The organism is Egicoccus sp. AB-alg6-2, from assembly GCF_041821025.1.
GTDB lineage: Bacteria > Actinomycetota > Nitriliruptoria > Nitriliruptorales > Nitriliruptoraceae > Egicoccus.
The window spans coordinates 154,861-170,650 of sequence record NZ_JBGUAY010000002.1 but is presented as its reverse complement, the minus strand read 5'-3'; the positions used below and the strand labels follow the sequence as shown (position 1 = coordinate 170,650).

14 protein-coding genes are annotated in these 15,790 nt (G+C 74.3%); 5 read left to right on the top strand and 9 right to left on the bottom strand.

Going from position 1 to position 15,790, the window contains the following annotated elements:
* Window positions 1-2 precede the first annotated feature (2 nt).
* Window positions 3-1,622, bottom strand: coding sequence for a molybdopterin-dependent oxidoreductase (locus ACERMF_RS03460; RefSeq protein WP_373667627.1), 1,620 nt, complete (start codon window positions 1,620-1,622; stop codon window positions 3-5).
* Between the two features lie 186 nt (window positions 1,623-1,808).
* On the opposite strand from ACERMF_RS03460, the gene ACERMF_RS03455 reads away from it, so the two are divergent.
* Window positions 1,809-2,861 carry a hypothetical protein gene (locus tag ACERMF_RS03455; RefSeq protein WP_373667626.1) on the top strand — a complete coding sequence of 351 codons (1,053 nt, stop codon included), beginning with the start codon at window positions 1,809-1,811 and terminating at the stop codon, window positions 2,859-2,861.
* Window positions 2,862-2,931: 70 nt separating this feature from the next.
* Here ACERMF_RS03455 and mca read toward each other — a convergent pair whose 3' ends face one another.
* Together mca and ACERMF_RS03445 are read right to left on the bottom strand one after the other, a co-directional pair.
* On the bottom strand, window positions 2,932-3,852 hold the full coding sequence (gene mca / locus ACERMF_RS03450; RefSeq protein ID WP_373667625.1) for a mycothiol conjugate amidase Mca: 921 nt from the start codon (window positions 3,850-3,852) through the stop codon (window positions 2,932-2,934).
* On the bottom strand, window positions 3,849-4,691 hold the full coding sequence (locus ACERMF_RS03445) for a competence/damage-inducible protein A (protein WP_373667624.1): 843 nt from the start codon (window positions 4,689-4,691) through the stop codon (window positions 3,849-3,851). The genes mca and ACERMF_RS03445 overlap by 4 nt, the downstream gene beginning before the upstream one ends.
* Window positions 4,692-4,884: 193 nt before the next feature.
* Between ACERMF_RS03445 and ACERMF_RS03440 the strand changes: the two genes are divergently transcribed.
* Complete coding sequence (locus ACERMF_RS03440; RefSeq protein WP_373667623.1) at window positions 4,885-5,793, top strand: hypothetical protein; 909 nt, start codon at window positions 4,885-4,887, stop codon at window positions 5,791-5,793.
* Window positions 5,794-5,803: 10 nt separating this feature from the next.
* On the opposite strand, the gene ACERMF_RS03435 is transcribed toward ACERMF_RS03440, so the two are convergent.
* The 3 genes from ACERMF_RS03435 to ACERMF_RS03425 form a co-directional block, all read right to left on the bottom strand.
* A complete protein-coding gene (locus ACERMF_RS03435; protein ID WP_373667622.1) occupies window positions 5,804-6,382 on the bottom strand; it encodes a hypothetical protein in 579 nt (192 codons plus the stop codon).
* A gap of 172 nt (window positions 6,383-6,554) precedes the next feature.
* Window positions 6,555-7,889, bottom strand: a complete 1,335-nt coding sequence (gene ccrA, locus ACERMF_RS03430) for a crotonyl-CoA carboxylase/reductase (RefSeq protein ID WP_373667621.1) — start codon at window positions 7,887-7,889, stop codon at window positions 6,555-6,557.
* Between the two features lie 138 nt (window positions 7,890-8,027).
* Window positions 8,028-8,567, bottom strand: coding sequence for an FxsA family protein (locus ACERMF_RS03425; RefSeq protein WP_373667620.1), 540 nt, complete (start codon window positions 8,565-8,567; stop codon window positions 8,028-8,030).
* Between ACERMF_RS03425 and ACERMF_RS03420 the strand changes: the two genes are divergently transcribed.
* Window positions 8,566-9,285 carry a TrmH family RNA methyltransferase gene (locus ACERMF_RS03420; protein WP_373667619.1) on the top strand — a complete coding sequence of 240 codons (720 nt, stop codon included), beginning with the start codon at window positions 8,566-8,568 and terminating at the stop codon, window positions 9,283-9,285. The genes ACERMF_RS03425 and ACERMF_RS03420 overlap by 2 nt on opposite strands.
* A 67-nt stretch (window positions 9,286-9,352) precedes the next feature.
* Complete coding sequence (locus tag ACERMF_RS03415; protein ID WP_373667618.1) at window positions 9,353-11,077, top strand: acyl-CoA dehydrogenase family protein; 1,725 nt, start codon at window positions 9,353-9,355, stop codon at window positions 11,075-11,077.
* 9 nt (window positions 11,078-11,086) lie between these two features.
* Here the strand turns inward: ACERMF_RS03415 and ACERMF_RS03410 are convergent, their stop codons facing one another.
* Window positions 11,087-11,986 carry a hypothetical protein gene (locus ACERMF_RS03410; RefSeq protein WP_373667617.1) on the bottom strand — a complete coding sequence of 300 codons (900 nt, stop codon included), beginning with the start codon at window positions 11,984-11,986 and terminating at the stop codon, window positions 11,087-11,089.
* A gap of 212 nt (window positions 11,987-12,198) precedes the next feature.
* Between ACERMF_RS03410 and ACERMF_RS03405 the strand changes: the two genes are divergently transcribed.
* A complete protein-coding gene (locus tag ACERMF_RS03405) occupies window positions 12,199-12,723 on the top strand; it encodes a hypothetical protein (RefSeq protein ID WP_373667616.1) in 525 nt (174 codons plus the stop codon).
* Between the two features lie 3 nt (window positions 12,724-12,726).
* On the opposite strand, the gene ACERMF_RS03400 is transcribed toward ACERMF_RS03405, so the two are convergent.
* Window positions 12,727-13,947 (bottom strand): acyl-CoA dehydrogenase family protein, encoded by a 1,221-nt coding sequence (locus tag ACERMF_RS03400; protein WP_373667615.1) that lies wholly within the window; start codon window positions 13,945-13,947, stop codon window positions 12,727-12,729.
* A gap of 81 nt (window positions 13,948-14,028) precedes the next feature.
* Window positions 14,029-15,774, bottom strand: a complete 1,746-nt coding sequence (locus tag ACERMF_RS03395; protein WP_373667614.1) for a DUF885 domain-containing protein — start codon at window positions 15,772-15,774, stop codon at window positions 14,029-14,031.
* Window positions 15,775-15,790 lie beyond the last annotated feature (16 nt).

Here is a 15,790-nt window from a genome sequence, read left to right as displayed (position 1 = left end):
GGTCAGCCGTCGACGGTGACCGTGATGGTGTGCCAGCCGGTGGCGCCGTCGGGCCGGACGGGCACCCGCTCCTCGGGCTGGGTGGCGCCGGTGCCGTCGGTGGCGCGACAGCGGATGCGGTGCCGCCCCGGCGTGGCGTCCCACCGCAGCACCCACTGGCGCCAGGTGAGGTCGTTGACCGGGGCGGCGAGCTCGGCCGGCTGCCACGGCCCGTCGTCGATCTGCACCTCGACCCGCTCGACGCCCCGGGTCGGGGCCCAGGCGACGCCCGCGACCGCGACGGTGCCCGGCCGCAGCTCGTCGAGCCCTGCCGGCACGTCGATCCTCGACATCGTCTTCACCGGCCCCTCCGCGGCCCAGCCGCGGGGGATCCAGTAGGCGTCGAACCGGTCGAAGCGGGTCAGCTCGATCTCGGCCAGCCACTTGGTGGCGCTGACGTAGCCGTACAGCCCGGGGGTGACGAGGCGCAGCGGGAAGCCGTGCTCGGGTGGCAGGGGGGCGCCGTTCATGCCGACGACGACGAGGGCGTCGCGGTCGTAGGCGGCGGCGACCGGGAACCCGGCCGTGAAGCCGTCGACGGCGCGGCCGACGACCTGGTCCGCGTCCGCCGAGACGCCGGCTTCGTCGAGGAGGTCGCGTAGGGGAAAGCCGAGCCAGACAGCGTTGCCGACCAGGTCGCCGCCGATCTCGTTGCTGACGCAGGACAGCGTGATCGGCAGCTCGATGAGGTCGCGCGCGAGCAGGTCCTGGTAGTCGACCGTGAGCGGTCGATCGACCATGCCGGTGACGCGCAGCTGGTGGGTCCGGGGGTCGATCCGCGGGACCGAGAAGGCGGTGTCGATGCGGTAGAACGCGTCGTTCGGCGTGAACAGCGGGCTGAGCCCGTCGACGTCGAGGGACGCGTCCGCCGGCGCAGGCAGGTCACGGCGCTCGGTGGGCCGGGGCAGGGCAAGCGCCTCACGGGCGGCATCGACCTCGAAGCGTGCGAGCAGGAACCGCGAGGCGGTGCCCATCGCCACGGCACCGGCGCCGACGGTCGCGGCCAGCAGCAGGAACCGGCGACGCCCGCCGTCCGCCGCGCCGCGATCGGCCGCCTCCTCGCGATCGGCCGCCGGACCCGGGCGCTCGTCGAGCGGAGGCCGGTAGCGGGCGAGCCCGGCCGCCAGCGTGAGCAGGGCGAGGACGCCGACGACGGTCGCGACGACCCCGGGCAGGGCCGCCGACGGCCCGACCTCGGGCGCGAGCAGGCCGGCGAGCACCGCCACGCCACCCAGCCCCGCGACGCCGGCGGCGGCCAGCAGTGGACGCCGCCGCGCCCGCATGCCGAGCCCCGCGGCCGCGGCCGCCAACACCACCACGATGGCGCCGACGAGCAGCGGCTTGTCGAGCGTGCCGAACGTGCGGATCGCCCACGCGGTCACCGGCGTCGGCGACAACACCACGACACGGTCGGCGATCGCCACCACCGGCGACGGCCAGCGCGACGACAGTGCCGCGGTCAGCTCCCCCGCGCCGAGCGCCGCCGTCGCCGCCAGCGCGCCGCTGACCGCCCCCAGCCACCGGGGTGCGGGAGCGGGGTGATCCGGCGGTCGCCGGACGGGCGCGGTGGTGTCGGCGGTCATGTTCCTGGCTCGGCGGGCGCCGGACAGGCGCGGTGGTGTCGGCCCAGGGGTCGTGCCCTTGGTTCGGCGGCGACGGCTCGGCGGTTGTCCGTGGAGGCGGTTCGAGCATGCCGCTGCGCGCGAGCGGCGGCCACCCGACCGCGCACCGTCGGTTGCCGGGCGCCCGAGTTCCTATCCTGCCTGCCCGTGGACACCCCCCATCGCCGCTTTCCCGACGGACTCCCCCGCGACCTGCTCGCGCTCGGGGACCGCGCGTTCCTGCGCGCCCTCGGCCGCCCGACGCTGATCCGCATCCCCGGGACGGGCCAACAGGCACCGCGCGCGGTCGTGACCCTGCTGCACGGCGACGAGTCGACGGGCCTGCAGGCGATGCTGCGGGTGTTGCGGGCCCGCGACCCGCGGCGCCGGTACCCGTTCGACCTCTACCTCGTGGTCGGCAACGTCGAGGCGGCCCTGCACGGGCCCGGTTTCGCCCACCGCTACCTCGACGACCAGGAGGACTTCAACCGCGTCTGGGGGCTGCACGAGCCGACGACGGCCCAGCGTCGCGCCGCGGACGGCATCCTCGAGGAGTTGCGGGCCGCAGGGCTCGAGTCGCTCGTCGACGTGCACAACAACACCGGCGACAACCCGTTCTACGCGATCGTGACCCGGCCCGAGGCCCAGGTGGTCAACCTGGCGACACTGTTCACCACGACGTTGCTGCGCTGGGACCTGCAGGCGAACACGCTCATGGAGGCGCTGCACGCCTCCTGCGCCGCGATCGCCGTCGAGTGCGGCCTCCCGGGGCGGCCGGAGTCGCTCGCGTTCGCCGTCGACGCGCTGCGCCGCTACCTCGGCGCGCCGCCGCTCGAGCACGACCGCATCGTCCGCGACTTCGACCTGCTGGGCGGGCTGCGCAAGGTGACGGTGCGGCCCGAGGTGCGGTTCCGGTTCGGCGGCAGCCTCGACGGCGAAACCGACCTGGTCCTCGCCGCCGACGCCGACGTGCACAACTTCGTCGAGGTACCGGCCGGGCACGTGCTCGGGCGCGTCCACCCGGGTAGCACGCTGCCGGTCCGGGCGAGCGCCGCCGACGGCCGCGACGTCACCGCCGAGCACTTCGACGTCGTCGACGGTGCGGTCGTGGTGACGGCCCCGGTGACGCCGGTGATGATGACCCGGACGGTCGAGGCGGCCCGCAAGGACTGCCTGTTCTACCTCGCCACCGAGCTGCCCCGGCCCGACGTCGCCGCCTGACGACGCTGCCTGACGACGCCGGCCGAAACGACGTCGCGCGAAACGACGTCAGGGCGACCGCCCGTGCGGATCAGCCCGCGCGCTCGGTCACGTGCCCGAGGTCGGGGGCCGCCCGGCCGTCGTCGTCCTCGATGCCGGCGAACAGGTCCGCCTCGGGACGCACGACCTCGACATCGCTGCGGAGCACGTGGAAGCCCTCGTAGGGAAACACCTCGCGTTCGAGGTCGCGGGGGACCCCGAACCAGAACCCGTCCGGATCGATCTGGGTCACGTGGGCCAGCAGGGCCGCGTCGCGACGCTCGAACCAGTCGCCGCATTCCACCAGCGCGTCGGGGTCGGGGCCGGCGAGCCGGTCGGAGCGCTTCTCGAGCCATTCGGCGAACGGGCTCTCGCCGGTGTGCGCCAGCATCGCCTCGTGCAGGGCGGTCACCCGGCGGGCCGGGAAGACCCCGCTGGCGTAGACCTTCGCGACCCGCCAGGGCGCGGCGTCGGCGCCCGGCGTGTCCTCGTCGAGGTCGGCGGCGGGGTCCTCGGCCAGCTCGAGGGCGCGCATGGTGACCGCGTGGCACATGATGTGGTCCGGGTGCGGATAGCCGCCGTCCTCGGGGTAGGTCACCACCACCTGCGGACGCTCGTGGCGCACGATCGCGGCCAGCCGGCGGGCCGGCTCGTCCAGGGGCGTGCGGGCGAACGAGCCCTCGGGGACGTCCTCGGGGTTCTCGTGGTAACCCGAGTCGCGGTAGCCGAGCCCGTACGTGCGGGTGAACCCGATCGCGGCGACGGCGGCCGCCAACTCACGCGCACGGGTCGCGCCCATGTCCTCGGGCGCGACGGCGGCGGCGCTGGGGTTGAGGACCTCGCCGGCCTCACCGCCGGTCAGGGTGACGAGCACGACCTCGGCGCCCTCGTCGACGTAGCGCGCGGCAGTGGCGGCGCCCTTCGACGACTCGTCGTCGGGATGGGCGTGGACGAACAGGATGCGGCGGTTCACGAGTCCTCCTTCGAGCGGCGGGCGGCCCAGGAAGCCGCGAGCCGGGCGCCGCCCGGTGATCGGTGCAGGTCGTCGATGCCGGCCCGGACGAACGCCTCGGCGGCACGGACGTCGGCGTCGGTGCCCTGGAGCCGGATCAGCATCCGCTGCCCCGGGTAGCTGCCGAGCCGGACCTGCGGGAACCGCTCGACGAGCGCCGCGAACAGCACGTTGAGGCTCGACTCGGGGAAGGGGTGCTCGATCTCGACGATGGTGGGCAACGGGTTGCGGCCGGCGAGCACGTCGGGCTCGAGCGCCTCGGTGACGATGGCGCGGAACTCCGCGGGCACACCCGGCAGGATCGCGATCGTGGCGCCGCCGGGCTGCGTGCACCCGCCGTCGACGTCGACGGCGATGCCGGGGACCCAGCCCGAGCTGCGGCGCAGCAGGCGTGCGCCCTCCGGGACGCGGGCCATCCGGTGGAAGTGCTCGGCGAAGGCGTCGGTGACCTCGACGCCCTGTTGCCGGGTCCAGTCGAGGGCACCGTCGAGGCGCTGCGCGATCACCGGGTCGACGACGAGGTCGCGGCCGAGGCTGTCGGCAACGGCCTCGTAGGTGATGTCGTCGGGGGTCGAGCCGATGCCGCCGGAGGTCACGATCAGACGCGGGCGCGCGCGGGCGAGTTCGGCGACCAGCGCCTCGTCGATCGCGTCGTGTTCGTCGGGGACGACCTGCACGCGGCTGAGCGTCACCCCGTGTGCCGTCAGGCGGGACGCGAACCACCCGGAGTTGGCGTCGATCACGTGGCCGCCCAGGATCTCGTCGCCGATGACCACCATCGAGGCCTCGAGCACGAACATCCCCCACCGCAGCTGGCGGCCGCAGCGGTCGGCGGCCGGGCCGGCGTGCCGGCCGGCGAGCCGGCAGCCTACCCAGGGCCGGGCAGTCGCACCGCCCGCGGCCGGGCAGTCGCACCGCCCGCGGCCGGGCAGTCGCACCGCCCAAGCCGGGCAGCCGCACCCCGCCCGCCTGCTAGCGTCCGGCACCGTGTACATGAGCCGCGAGGACGCCCGAAGCGACGTCATCCTGGCCGGCGCGACCACCCTCTTCGGAGGCATCGTGATCGGCCTGCTGTCGGCGTTGCCGCTGCTGCCGCGGCGCGGGATCGCCGCGATCGTGCTCGACCTGTTGTGGATCTTCGTCCTGACGGGGTTGGTGCCCGTGCTGCTCGCCCGCTACCGCGGCGACCGGCTGGGCGCCTTCGGTCTCGACGCGCCGCGCAGCGGCTGGCGCGCCGGCCTGGTGCTCGTGGTCCCGGTGGCGCTGCTGGGGGTGCTGCGCCAGTTCGTCGCCGTCGGTGCGTCCGACACGGCCCTGCTGGGTCGGGTCGGCGGTGCCGGCTTCGTCGGCGTCGGGCCGGTCGGCGCGCTGCTGCTGGGCCTGCTGTCGTTCGCCGTGACCGCCGCCGGGGCCCTGCTGCTCACGGGTTTCCTGGCGACGCGCGGCCGCGACGCCTTCCGCTCCCCCGACGTGCCGCTCACCGAGCTGCTGCGCACGTTCGGCATCGGTGCGTGTGGCATCGCCCTGGTGCTGGGACTGCTGCGTGCGATCGGTGCCGCCCAACTGCTGCCCACGCTGCTGCAGGTCGCGGGGCTGGCCGTCCTGGTGCTGGTCGCCGACCGGGTCGTCGCGTCGCGACGCACGGCGCCGCGGGCGGCGGTGCTGACACCCGTGGCCGTGCTGGCCGCCGCGCACGTGTTCGCCTTCGGCGGCCTGTTCCGCGGCGACCTGCTCAGTGGCCTCTACGCCGCGGCCCTGGCCGGCGGAACCGCGGTCGTGGCCGCCGTGCTGCTCGAGACCCGCGACCGGGCGTGGGCGATCGTCCCGTTGTTCCTCGCCCTGCACTGGTGGCCCAGTTGTCTCAGTCCCCTGCCGATGGAGTTCTTCGCCGCGGCCTGCTGAAACCCGGCGCTCAGGGGGCCGGCACGGCGGCGGTGCCCGACAGCACCGACAGGCGGGTGAAGGCGCGGTCCACCAGCGCCATGGGCAGCACCGGGCCGCGGACGAGCCGGTCGGCGAGACGGTCGGCCGGGACGGCGTCGACGAGGTCGCCCACTCCCGGGTCACGCGCCACCCGCGTCCCGGGCGGCACCACGGCGAGCACGCGGACGGGAACGTCCCCGCCACCCTCGACGTCCCAGAGGAGACGACGAGCCGCCCGCGCCACCCGGCGGGCGTCCTCGCAGGGGCCGCAGAACAGGCCGCTCTCGCCGTGCAGACCGCTGTTGGTCAGGCGCACCGGGCCGCGGTGGGCGTGGACGTCGACGATGCTGACCCCCGCCGGCCCGACCACCAGCTGTGGCCACGGCGCCCCGAGCTCCACGCGCAGGTGCTGCAGGCGATCCAGCGCGTCGATGGCGGCTGCGGTGCTGGTGGCGACGGCGCGGTCCTCGCCCGTCGACGGCCAGCGGCCGCGTCGCCGGTTCCCGACGATCGCCGTGAGGGTCGCGAACACCCGGGGCTGGCCGACCCGGCCCCGCCGCCTCATCACACGATGCGACCTGTGTTCGGACATCACCCCGTCCCCCGAGCCCCACGGAAGCGTTCCACCGCTTCGATGCTCTCCGAACCCTAAACGAGGGGGCCGACCCTGTCGCCCCGCCGTTCAGCCGACTCCCCGGTGGTGCCAGCACCACCTGGCCAGCACCACCGGGGGCCGGGCGCTACTCGAACGCGCGGAACGCCGCGATCCGCTCGGCGTGGCGCTCGCGCTTGGCGTGGTCGAGCACGCCGAGCCCCTCCTCCGGGGCGCCGACCAACACCCCGATCTTGCCGGCGTGCAGGTTGTGGTGCATCTCGTAGGCGCCCTGGGCCGCCTGCTCGAGGGGGTAGGTCTTCGACAGGATCGGGTGGATCATGCCGAGGTCGACCAGTCGGTTCGCCTGCCACGCCTCGTGGTAGTTGGCGAAGTGGGACCCCAGGATCCGCTTGAGATGCATCCACAGGTAGCGGTTGTCGTACTCGTGCAGGTAGCCGGAGGTGGACGCGCAGGTCACGATGGTCCCGCCGCGCCGGGCCACGAACACCGACGCGCCGAACGTCGTGCGACCGGGGTGCTCGAACACGATGTCGGGATCGCGGCCGACCAGCTCGCGGATCTTCTTGCCGAAGCGCCGCATCTCGGCGTAGTCGGGTCGGCCGTCGTCGTCGGTGAACCGGTAGCCCTCGGCCTTGCGGTCGATGACGTGCTCGGCCCCGATGGCGCGCAGGACCTGCGCCTTCTCCTCGCTCGAGACCACGCACACCGGGATGCCGCCGCCGTTGAGCACCAGCTGGGTCGCGAATCCGCCGATCCCGCCGGTCGCGCCCCAGATGAGCACGACGTCGCCCTGCTTCATCCGGGCGGCGTTCTCCCCGACGAGCATCCGGTAGCTGGTGGCCAGGACCAGCCCCAGCGATGCCGCCTCCTCCCAGCTGAGGTGGGTCGGCATCGGCATGAGCTGGTTGGCCTTCACCAGCGAGACGTCGGCCAGGGACCCGAAGTTGGTCTCGAAGCCCCAGATGCGCTGGCTGGCGTCCAGCATCGAGTCCTCGTGCCCCTCGGGACCCTCGAGGTCGACCGAGTTGCAGTGCACGGTGACGCGGTCGCCGGGCCGCCACTGGGTGACGCCGGGCCCGGTGCGCAGCACGACGCCGGCCGCGTCGGAGCCGACGACGTGGTAGTCGAGGTCGTGCCGGGCGCCGAGTTCGCCTTCCCGACCGAGCTTGGCGAGGAAGCCGAAGGTCGACACCGGCTCGAAGATCGAGGTCCAGACCGTGTTGTAGTTGAGCGCCGAGGCCATCGGCGCGATCAGGACCTCGTTCGGGCCGAGCGGCGGGATCGGGACCTCGTCGATGTGCAGTGACTTGCGCGGGTCCTTGTCCTGCGTCGGCAGACCGGCGAACAGCTCGATCTCCGACTTGCGTACCACCGCGGCCCGCATCGTCTCGGGCAGCGGGATGCGTGCGAGCTCCTCGCCCGGAGCGTGGTCCACAATCGCCTGGCGGATCGCCTCCATGACACCTCTTTCGTGCGTCGCGCTCACCGGGCTCCCGGCCGCCCTCCGCGACCACCGGTGGCAAGACGCTAGCGAGGCCGCCGGTCGATCCGGCAACCGAAGAGGCGCCGGTCGCCGAGGTCCCACCCGGCCTCGTCGTCAGCCGGCGGGCGGCGAGGGCGGAAGGTCGCGCCGGTCGGGGCCGGGCTCGTCGCGTTGGATCTCGACCACCTCGACGTCGAGGACCTGCTTCGCGTCGGGATCGCGCCGACGACCGCCGCGGCCGCCGCGACCGGCGCGGTCGCTGCGGCCGGCGCGGTCGCTGCGGCCGGCGTCCGTGCCCAGCGGGTTGAGGCGGCGACGGAGCTGGCGTGCCAGGATGCGGCGGCTCGGCGGGAGCAGCAGCAGGAAGCCGACGACGTCGGTGACGAACCCGGGAGCCAGCAGCAACGTCCCCCCGACGAGGATCAGCGCGCCCTGCGCGACCTCGTCGCCGGGCCAGCGCAACTGGTCGAGGGCGGCGCGGAACTGCTGCCACGCGCGGCGGCCCTCCCGCTTCAGCAGCCAGGCCCCGAGGAGGCTGTCGAGCACCAGCAGCACCACGGTCGGTGCGGTCCCGATGAGCTGACCGACCTGGAGGATGACGGTCAGCTCGACGAGCGGGACGACGACGAAGGCGAGCACGAGGAGCAGCGGCATGGATCCAGCGTACGCCGTGGAGCTGGCACGCTCCTCGCGACGTGATGCCACCCGGGTGAGGTTGGAGGGGGTGCACGCGCTCAAGCACGCGGTGCGGTTCGGCGCCGACGTCGAGGTGGTCCTGAGCCCCGACGTCGCGACCCTGCGGCGGCTGCTGCAGGAGCTGGCCCCCGACGTCGAGCTGCCGGTGCCCGTGGTCGCCGTCGACGACGACACCTGGCGGAGCGTGGTCGGCCGCGAGCTGCCGTCGCCGTCGCTGGCCGTCGCGCGCCGACCGACGGTGCCGGCGGTGCCCGGCACCGACGCGCCCGGCCGCGTGGTCGTGCTCGAACACCCGCGCCACCTCGGCAATCTCGGGGCCGTGGTGCGCGTCGCGGCGGCCGCCGATGCGGCCGGCGTGGTGGTGGTCGGCGACGCCGATCCCTGGCATCCGACGGCGGTGCGCGCCGGTGCCGGCCTGCAGTTCGCCCTGGGCGCCTGCGGCCGCGTCGAGGTGCTGCCCGACCTCGGTCGGCCGCTGGTGGCCCTCGACCCCGACGGCGAGGACCTGCGGCCCGGCGCCCTGCCGCCCGATGCGGCGGTGCTGCTCGGGACCGAACGCGGTGGGCTCGGCGCCCGGCTGCGGGAGCGGGCCGACCTCGTCGTCCGCATTCCGATGCGCACCGGCGTGTCGAGCCTCAACCTCGCCACGGCCGCCGCGGTGGTCCTCTACGCCTGACGGGGCGGGTACGGTCCCGACGGGGGAACGTTCCGAGGCCGATCGTTCCCGGAGGCGAGGAGCGGGCATGGGCACCGTCGAGGAGACCGGGTTCTTCCAGGACCCCCCGCGGCTGCACGACGAGTGGGCCGAGGACCTCGCCCTGCAGCGCTATCTCGAGCGCGTCCTCCCCGCCGACGTCCACGAGGCGGTCGTGCCGTCGCTGGCCGAGATGGGGCACCTCGCCGCCACCGACCTCAAGACCTGGTCGGACGCGATGGACCAGCCGTCGGAGGAGCCGCGCCTGAGGGGCTTCGACGCGTGGGGCAACCGCGTCGACGAGGTCGAGACCTCGCCCTACTGGCGCCGCATCGCCGCCGTCGCGCACGAGCACGGCGTCGTGGCCACCGGCTACGAGCGTGCCAACGGCGCGTACTCGCGGGTGCACCAGTTCGCGCTCGCGTACCTGTTCGCGCCCTCGAGCGCGCTCTACAGCTGCCCGCTGGCGATGACCGACGGCGCCGCCAAGACCCTGCTCGTCCACGGGGAGCGCGACCTCGTCGAGCGCGCCGTCCCGCGGCTCACCAGCCGTGACCCCGCCACCGCCTGGACCTCCGGGCAGTGGATGACCGAGCGCGCGGGCGGCTCCGACGTCGGCCGCTCGGAGACCGTCGCCCGCGCCGAGGGGCCGCTGTGGCGGCTGACGGGCACGAAGTGGTTCACCTCGGCCGTCACCGCCGACATGGCGCTGACGCTGGCCCGCCCCGAGGGCAACGGCCCGGGCGGTCGCGGCCTGGCCATGTTCTACGTCGAGGTGCGCGACGACGGCGGACGCCTCAACGACCTGCGGGTCCTGCGGCTGAAGTCGAAGCTCGGCACCCGGCAGATGCCCACGGCCGAACTCGCCCTGGACGGGACGCTGGCGCACCTGGTCGGTCCGCCCGCGGACGGCACCCGCAACATCACGCCGATGCTGACGGTCACCCGGCTGTGGAACGCCGTCACCGCGGCCTCCGGTCTGCGGCGTGGCCTCGCGCTGGCGCGCGACTACGCCCGCCGCCGCGAGGCGTTCCAGGGCGCGCTCGTCGACCAGCCGCTGCACCAGGCGACGCTGGCCTGGCTGCGGGTGCAGCACGAGGCGTCGTTGCAGCTCGCGTTCCGGGCCGTGGAACTGCTGGGACGTGACGAGGCCGGCGTCGCGACCGAGCGCGAGCAGCAGGTGCTGCGCCTGCTGCTGCCGATCACCAAGCTGACGACCGGAAAGCAGGCGGTGGCGGGCGCGTCCGAGGCCCTGGAGGCGTTCGGCGGCGCCGGCTACATCGAGGACACCCACCTGCCCCAGCTCCTGCGCGACGCGCAGGTGCTGCCGATCTGGGAGGGGACGACCAATGTCCTCGCCCTGGACGTGCTGCGCGCACTGGCCGACGGCGACCTCCTGGCCGCCTACGTCGAGGAGGTGCGTCGCGCGGCCGCGGCGGCCACCTCCCCCGCGACGGCGACGGTCGCCGAGCTGGCCCTCGACGCCGCCGACCACGCCACGATGTGGGTCACCCAGGCCGCCGACGCCGGGCAGGCCGCCCTCCAGCACGGAGCCCGGCGCCTCGCGATGACGCTCGGACGCTCCCTGCAGGCGGCCCTGCTGGCGGCGCAGGCGCAGCACGACCTCGACGTCCACGGCGACGGACGCGCGGTCGCGGTCGCCCAGCGGTTCGCCGCCGAGGGACTCGACCTGCTCGAGGCACCCGGCGAGCGCCGCGCGCAGGACGCCGCCCTGGCACGCGACGAGCCCCTGCCCGTGCCCGGGGCGGGTTGAGCGCAGACGTCAGCCGGCCTCGGCGGCGCGCAGCCAGGGCTCGACGCGCCGGTTGAGGGCGTCGAGCGTCGCACGCATCACCGCACGCTCGGGGTCGTCGCGCACGAGCGAGGCGCCGAGCAGCGTCTCCTCGCCCCGGTCGGACAGCACGATCAGGACGACGCTGGCCGCCGCGGCCGGATCACCCGACGTGACCGTCACCCGCTCGACCTCGGCCCGCAGGCGCCCGCCGGTCAGATCGTGCAGTGCGCCGACCGTCGCCTCCGCGACGGCCCGCCACTTGCCCCGGCCCGTCGCGAGCGTCTCGACGGCGGCCTGGGCGCGGCGGCCGTTGTGCTCCAGCGTCGCCGTCACCGACAGCGCGGCGTTGCCCTGCCGGGTGGCGAGGTCGCCGATCGCGGCCCGGAAGCGCTCACGGTGCAGCGTCGTCACGGGCGCGAGCGTCGCCGCCTCGGGTGCGTCGGCCGCTGCGGCTGCGCGCGCCGCGATGACGTCCTCGAGCACCTGGATGGGATCGGGCTCGGGCTCCGGCGCGGGATCGGGCTCCGGCGCGGGATCGGGCCCGGGCTCCGGAGCCGGTGCGCCCGCTTCGTCGCGGGCCGCGGTCGGCTCGTCGACCTCCGTCGTCTCGGCCCCACCCGACAGGTCGATCCCGCCACCCTCAGCGGTGTCGTCGAGGTCACGGGCACGGATCTCGGCGGGGTCGAGCGCGATCCCGAAGCGTTCACGCAGCGTCGCCGCGACCGCCCAGGACACCGCCTCGTGGTCCTCGCCGGGGGCGACACGGATGACGAGACGGGCGCGACCGGTCGTCTCGGAGATCACGACCCGGGCCTTGAGCACGCCCGGCACCGACGCGATCGCCCGCGTGATCGCCCCCGTGTCCGCGGGTGTGCGCGTCTCGCTCATCTGCTCCACGTTTCCGCCACTGCTGCCGAGACCATCCGATGAGGGATGGTGACTCGCGGTCCCTGCTGTGCCCCACTGGAGTTCCCGTGCCCCGAGCGATCCGAACACCACGGCCTCGCCCGTCACACCAGCGTCGTGTGGGCCGGAAGCGGCGATCCCGCCTGGCCGGCCCAGCAACGCCCCCCACGCCGCACGAGTCTAGCTCCCGGCTGTTGTTCACGGCCCATTTCGCGCCGGATTCCGCGTTTCTGGGCGAACCCACGCCTTCGCCCGAAGCGCCCGCGCCCGCCGACGAGGCGCTCGTCGCACCGGAGCCGCTGTTCCCGGCCCAAGCGCAGGCGCCCGACGACGCCTCGCCGACCGTCGAGTTGCCACGACCCGAGGTCACCGGCACGGCGAGCCCAGCGCCGACGGTGCCACCACCCGGCGCCCCACCGGCCGCCGACCAGCCGGCCCTCGAACCGCCGACACGGCAGCAGTCCGTCGTCGCGCAGTCCGTCGTCGCGCAGCCGGCCTTCGAGCAGCCCGCCGTGGCGACACCGCAGGTCGAGTCACCGCAGCTCGAAACGCCGGCCGCATTCGTCCCGCCGGTGGCACCGCCGGCCCTGCCGACCCGGGTGCACGCCGAACACCTGGTGGCGCCGAGCCCGCCGGTCGAGCTGACCCCGTCGCAGGCGGTGCGGCTGGCCTCGGACGGCCGCGAGGTGCTGACCCGCCCCCGGCCCCGGGCCAGCTGACCGTCACGCGTTGCGGGTGATCGCGCGCGAGATCACCAGCTGCTGGATCTCCTTGGTGCCCTCGAAGATCTCGTAGATCTTCGCGTCGCGGTGGAACTTCTCGACGTCGAACTCGCGGCTGTAGCCGAACCCGCCGTGGATCTGGATCGCCTCGTCGGTGACACGCACGGCGACCCGGCCGGCATGCAGCTTGGCCATGGACCCCTCGCCGTTGCGGAACGGCGTCTGGGTCGTGCCCATGTTGATCCCGCGCCAGCACAGCAGGCGGGCGGCGTCGATGTCGGTGGCCATGTCGGCGAGCTTGAAGGCGATCGCCTGGTGGCGGATGATCGGCACGCCGAAGGTCTCGCGCTGTTGCGCGTAGGTCACCGACGCGTCATAGGCGGCGCGGGCGACGCCGACGGCCTGGATCCCCACGATCGGTCGCGTCGCCTCGAAGGTCGACAGGGCGCCGGAGCGGCTCTGCCGGTCGGGGTTGCGGGCGCGTTCGAGCTTGGCGTCGAGCTTGTCCTGACCGCCGAGGAGCTGGTCGTCGGGCACGAAGCAGTCCGTCAGCGCCAGCTCCGCGGTGTGCGAGGCGCGGATCCCGAGCTTCTTGGTCTTCTTGGTCTGCGTGAAACCGTCCGCGTCGCCGGTGACGATGAACGACGCCTGGCCGCGGTGACCGAGCTCGGGGTCGACGGTGGCCACCACGACGTGGACGTCGGCGATGCCGCCGTTGGTGATCCAGATCTTCTCGCCGTCGAGCAGCCAGCCGCCCTGGACCCGGGTGGCACGGGTGCGGATCTTCGACACGTCGGAGCCGGCACCGGGTTCCGACACCGCGTAGGCGCCTACCTTGACGTCGTCGGGGGTGCCGAAGATGCGCGGCGCCCAGGTCCCGATCTGCTCGCCGGTGCCGGTGGTGACGAGACCGGCCAGCGCGAGCCCGGAGCCGAAGATCGCCAGCCCGATGCCCGCGCAGCCCCAGAACGTCTCCTCGAGGACGAGTGCCGAGGTCAGACCGGTCGGATCCTGCCCCACCATCGAGTAGTAGTCGAGCCCGTACAGCCCGATCTGGGCCGCTTTCTGCACCACCGGCCAGGGGAACTCCTCGACCTCGTCGTAGTGGCGGTGGACGGGGACGCCGTCGACCTCGCGCTCGCGCATCTCCTTGCGGGCGAAGTCGTGGGCCCAGGCACGGGCCTGCTGCTGTTCCTCGGTCAACGCGAGATCGAAGGCCACGGTCGCTCCTGGGACGCACGTCGAAATCGCCCGGACCGTAGTCGACCGGTGACGGCGCCCCGCGGTCGGAGAGGCTCGTGGTCAAGCGTCGGTTCCGAACGGGCGGCGCGGCGGCGCCCCGTCGCGCAGGGCCTCCCGCACGACGTCCACGGTCGGCGTGCCGTGCGAGAGCACACCCTGGTGGAAGGCGCGGACGTCGAAGGTGCCGGTCGCCGCCGCCTCGAACTCGCGCCGCAGGTCGCCGAGCTCCTCCCCGCCGACGAAGTACGAGCACAGCTGCCCGGAGGTGACCTTGGCGCGCACGAGCTTGCCCTCGGCCTCGGCACGCTCCTGGAACGCGGTGTCGGTCAGCAACTCCAGTGCCGCCGCGTCGGTGAGGTCACCCGCGTGCAACCCGACGTCGAGCAGCGCGTTCGAGGCGATCCGCAGCTCGAGCTTGCGCTGCGTCAGCCGGTAGTCCTCGCCGTCGACGGCCGAGGTGTCGCCGTCCCCGAAGCCGGCCGCGACCGCTTCGCGCTCGATGTAGACCGCCCACCCCTCGGCGAACGCGGGCCGGCCGAGCAGGCGGCGGGCGACGCGCGGATGCTGCGACGCGTGCTCGAGCTGCACGAAGTGGCCGGGATAGCCCTCGTGGATCGCGAGGGACCGCAGTTGGGCGGGGTTGTACTCGCGCAGGAACGACTCGGCCAGGTCGTCGTCCCAGGTCTCGGGCACCGGCGAGAGGTAGTAGGTGCAGCCCGTGTCCGGTTCCAGCGGCGGTGCCTGGGTGATGAACGCGACCGCGATCCCGCGCAGGTACTCGGGGACCTCGGCGACCGTGAGGCGGTCGGCCGGCGGGACGTCGGTCAGCCCCGACGCCAGCGCGAACGCGCGGGCCTCGTCGACGGCGCGGCGTGCCTCGGGCACCAGGTCGCGGCGGTGCACGGAGCGGTCGGCGACCTGACCCAGCACCCGTCGGATGCGCTCGTCGACGTCGGCCGGGCGCCGCTCGCCGGGGAACCGACGCTCCCACGAGGCCGAGGCCAGCTCGGACAGCTCGGCGCAGATCTCCTCGAGCCACTGCCGTGCCCGGCGTTCGATCTCCTGCGGCGGCATCGCGGTGCCGAGCGCCGCGCGGAGCGTGACCTCGTGCTGCTCGGGGCCCAGCCGCCACGGCGCCGGCGGCTCGTCGTGCATCTCGTCCAGGAGGGCGGCGTAGGCCTCGAGCCCCTCGGCCGCGACCTCGCCGGCGTCCCGGGCATGGGTGACGTCCCCGCCGACCTGTTCGGCCCGGCGCGGCAGTTCGTCGCGCACCAGCTTGATCAGGCCGGGCAGGCGCTGCAGCGCCACGTCGAGGTGCGGTGCCGGTGACGACCGCAGCAGGGTGCCGGCCTGCTCGATCAGCACCGGGACGCGGCGAGCCCGGGAGACGGCCGCGCCGAGTCGGCGACGTTGCTCGGTCACCGGCAGGTCGACCCGGCGCAGGTGCTCGTGGATGCCCGCGGAGACGGTCTCGAGCGCCGCCAGCGGGTCGAGCACGTAGCGCGGCCGCACGTCGTGCAGGAACTGGCGGTACTCCAGTTCGTCGGCGAGCAGGCGCAGGTCGCCGCGTGCCTCGCGCACGTCGCCTCCGGCGTCGACCGGCACATCGGCGACGGCGACGCGCACCTCGGCGGCCAGGACGGCGAGGTCCCGGCTGCGTTGCGCGAGCGCCGCGACCCCGAGGTCGGGCAGTTCGCTGTCGCGGTCGCGGATGCCCAGCCGGGTCGCCTCGACCGGCGCGTGGTCGCGCACGTGGTCGAGGTAGCGGCCGACCAGGTCGCCGGCCCGCGCCAGGTGCTCGCTCACGTCTGCCGTCCTCGGG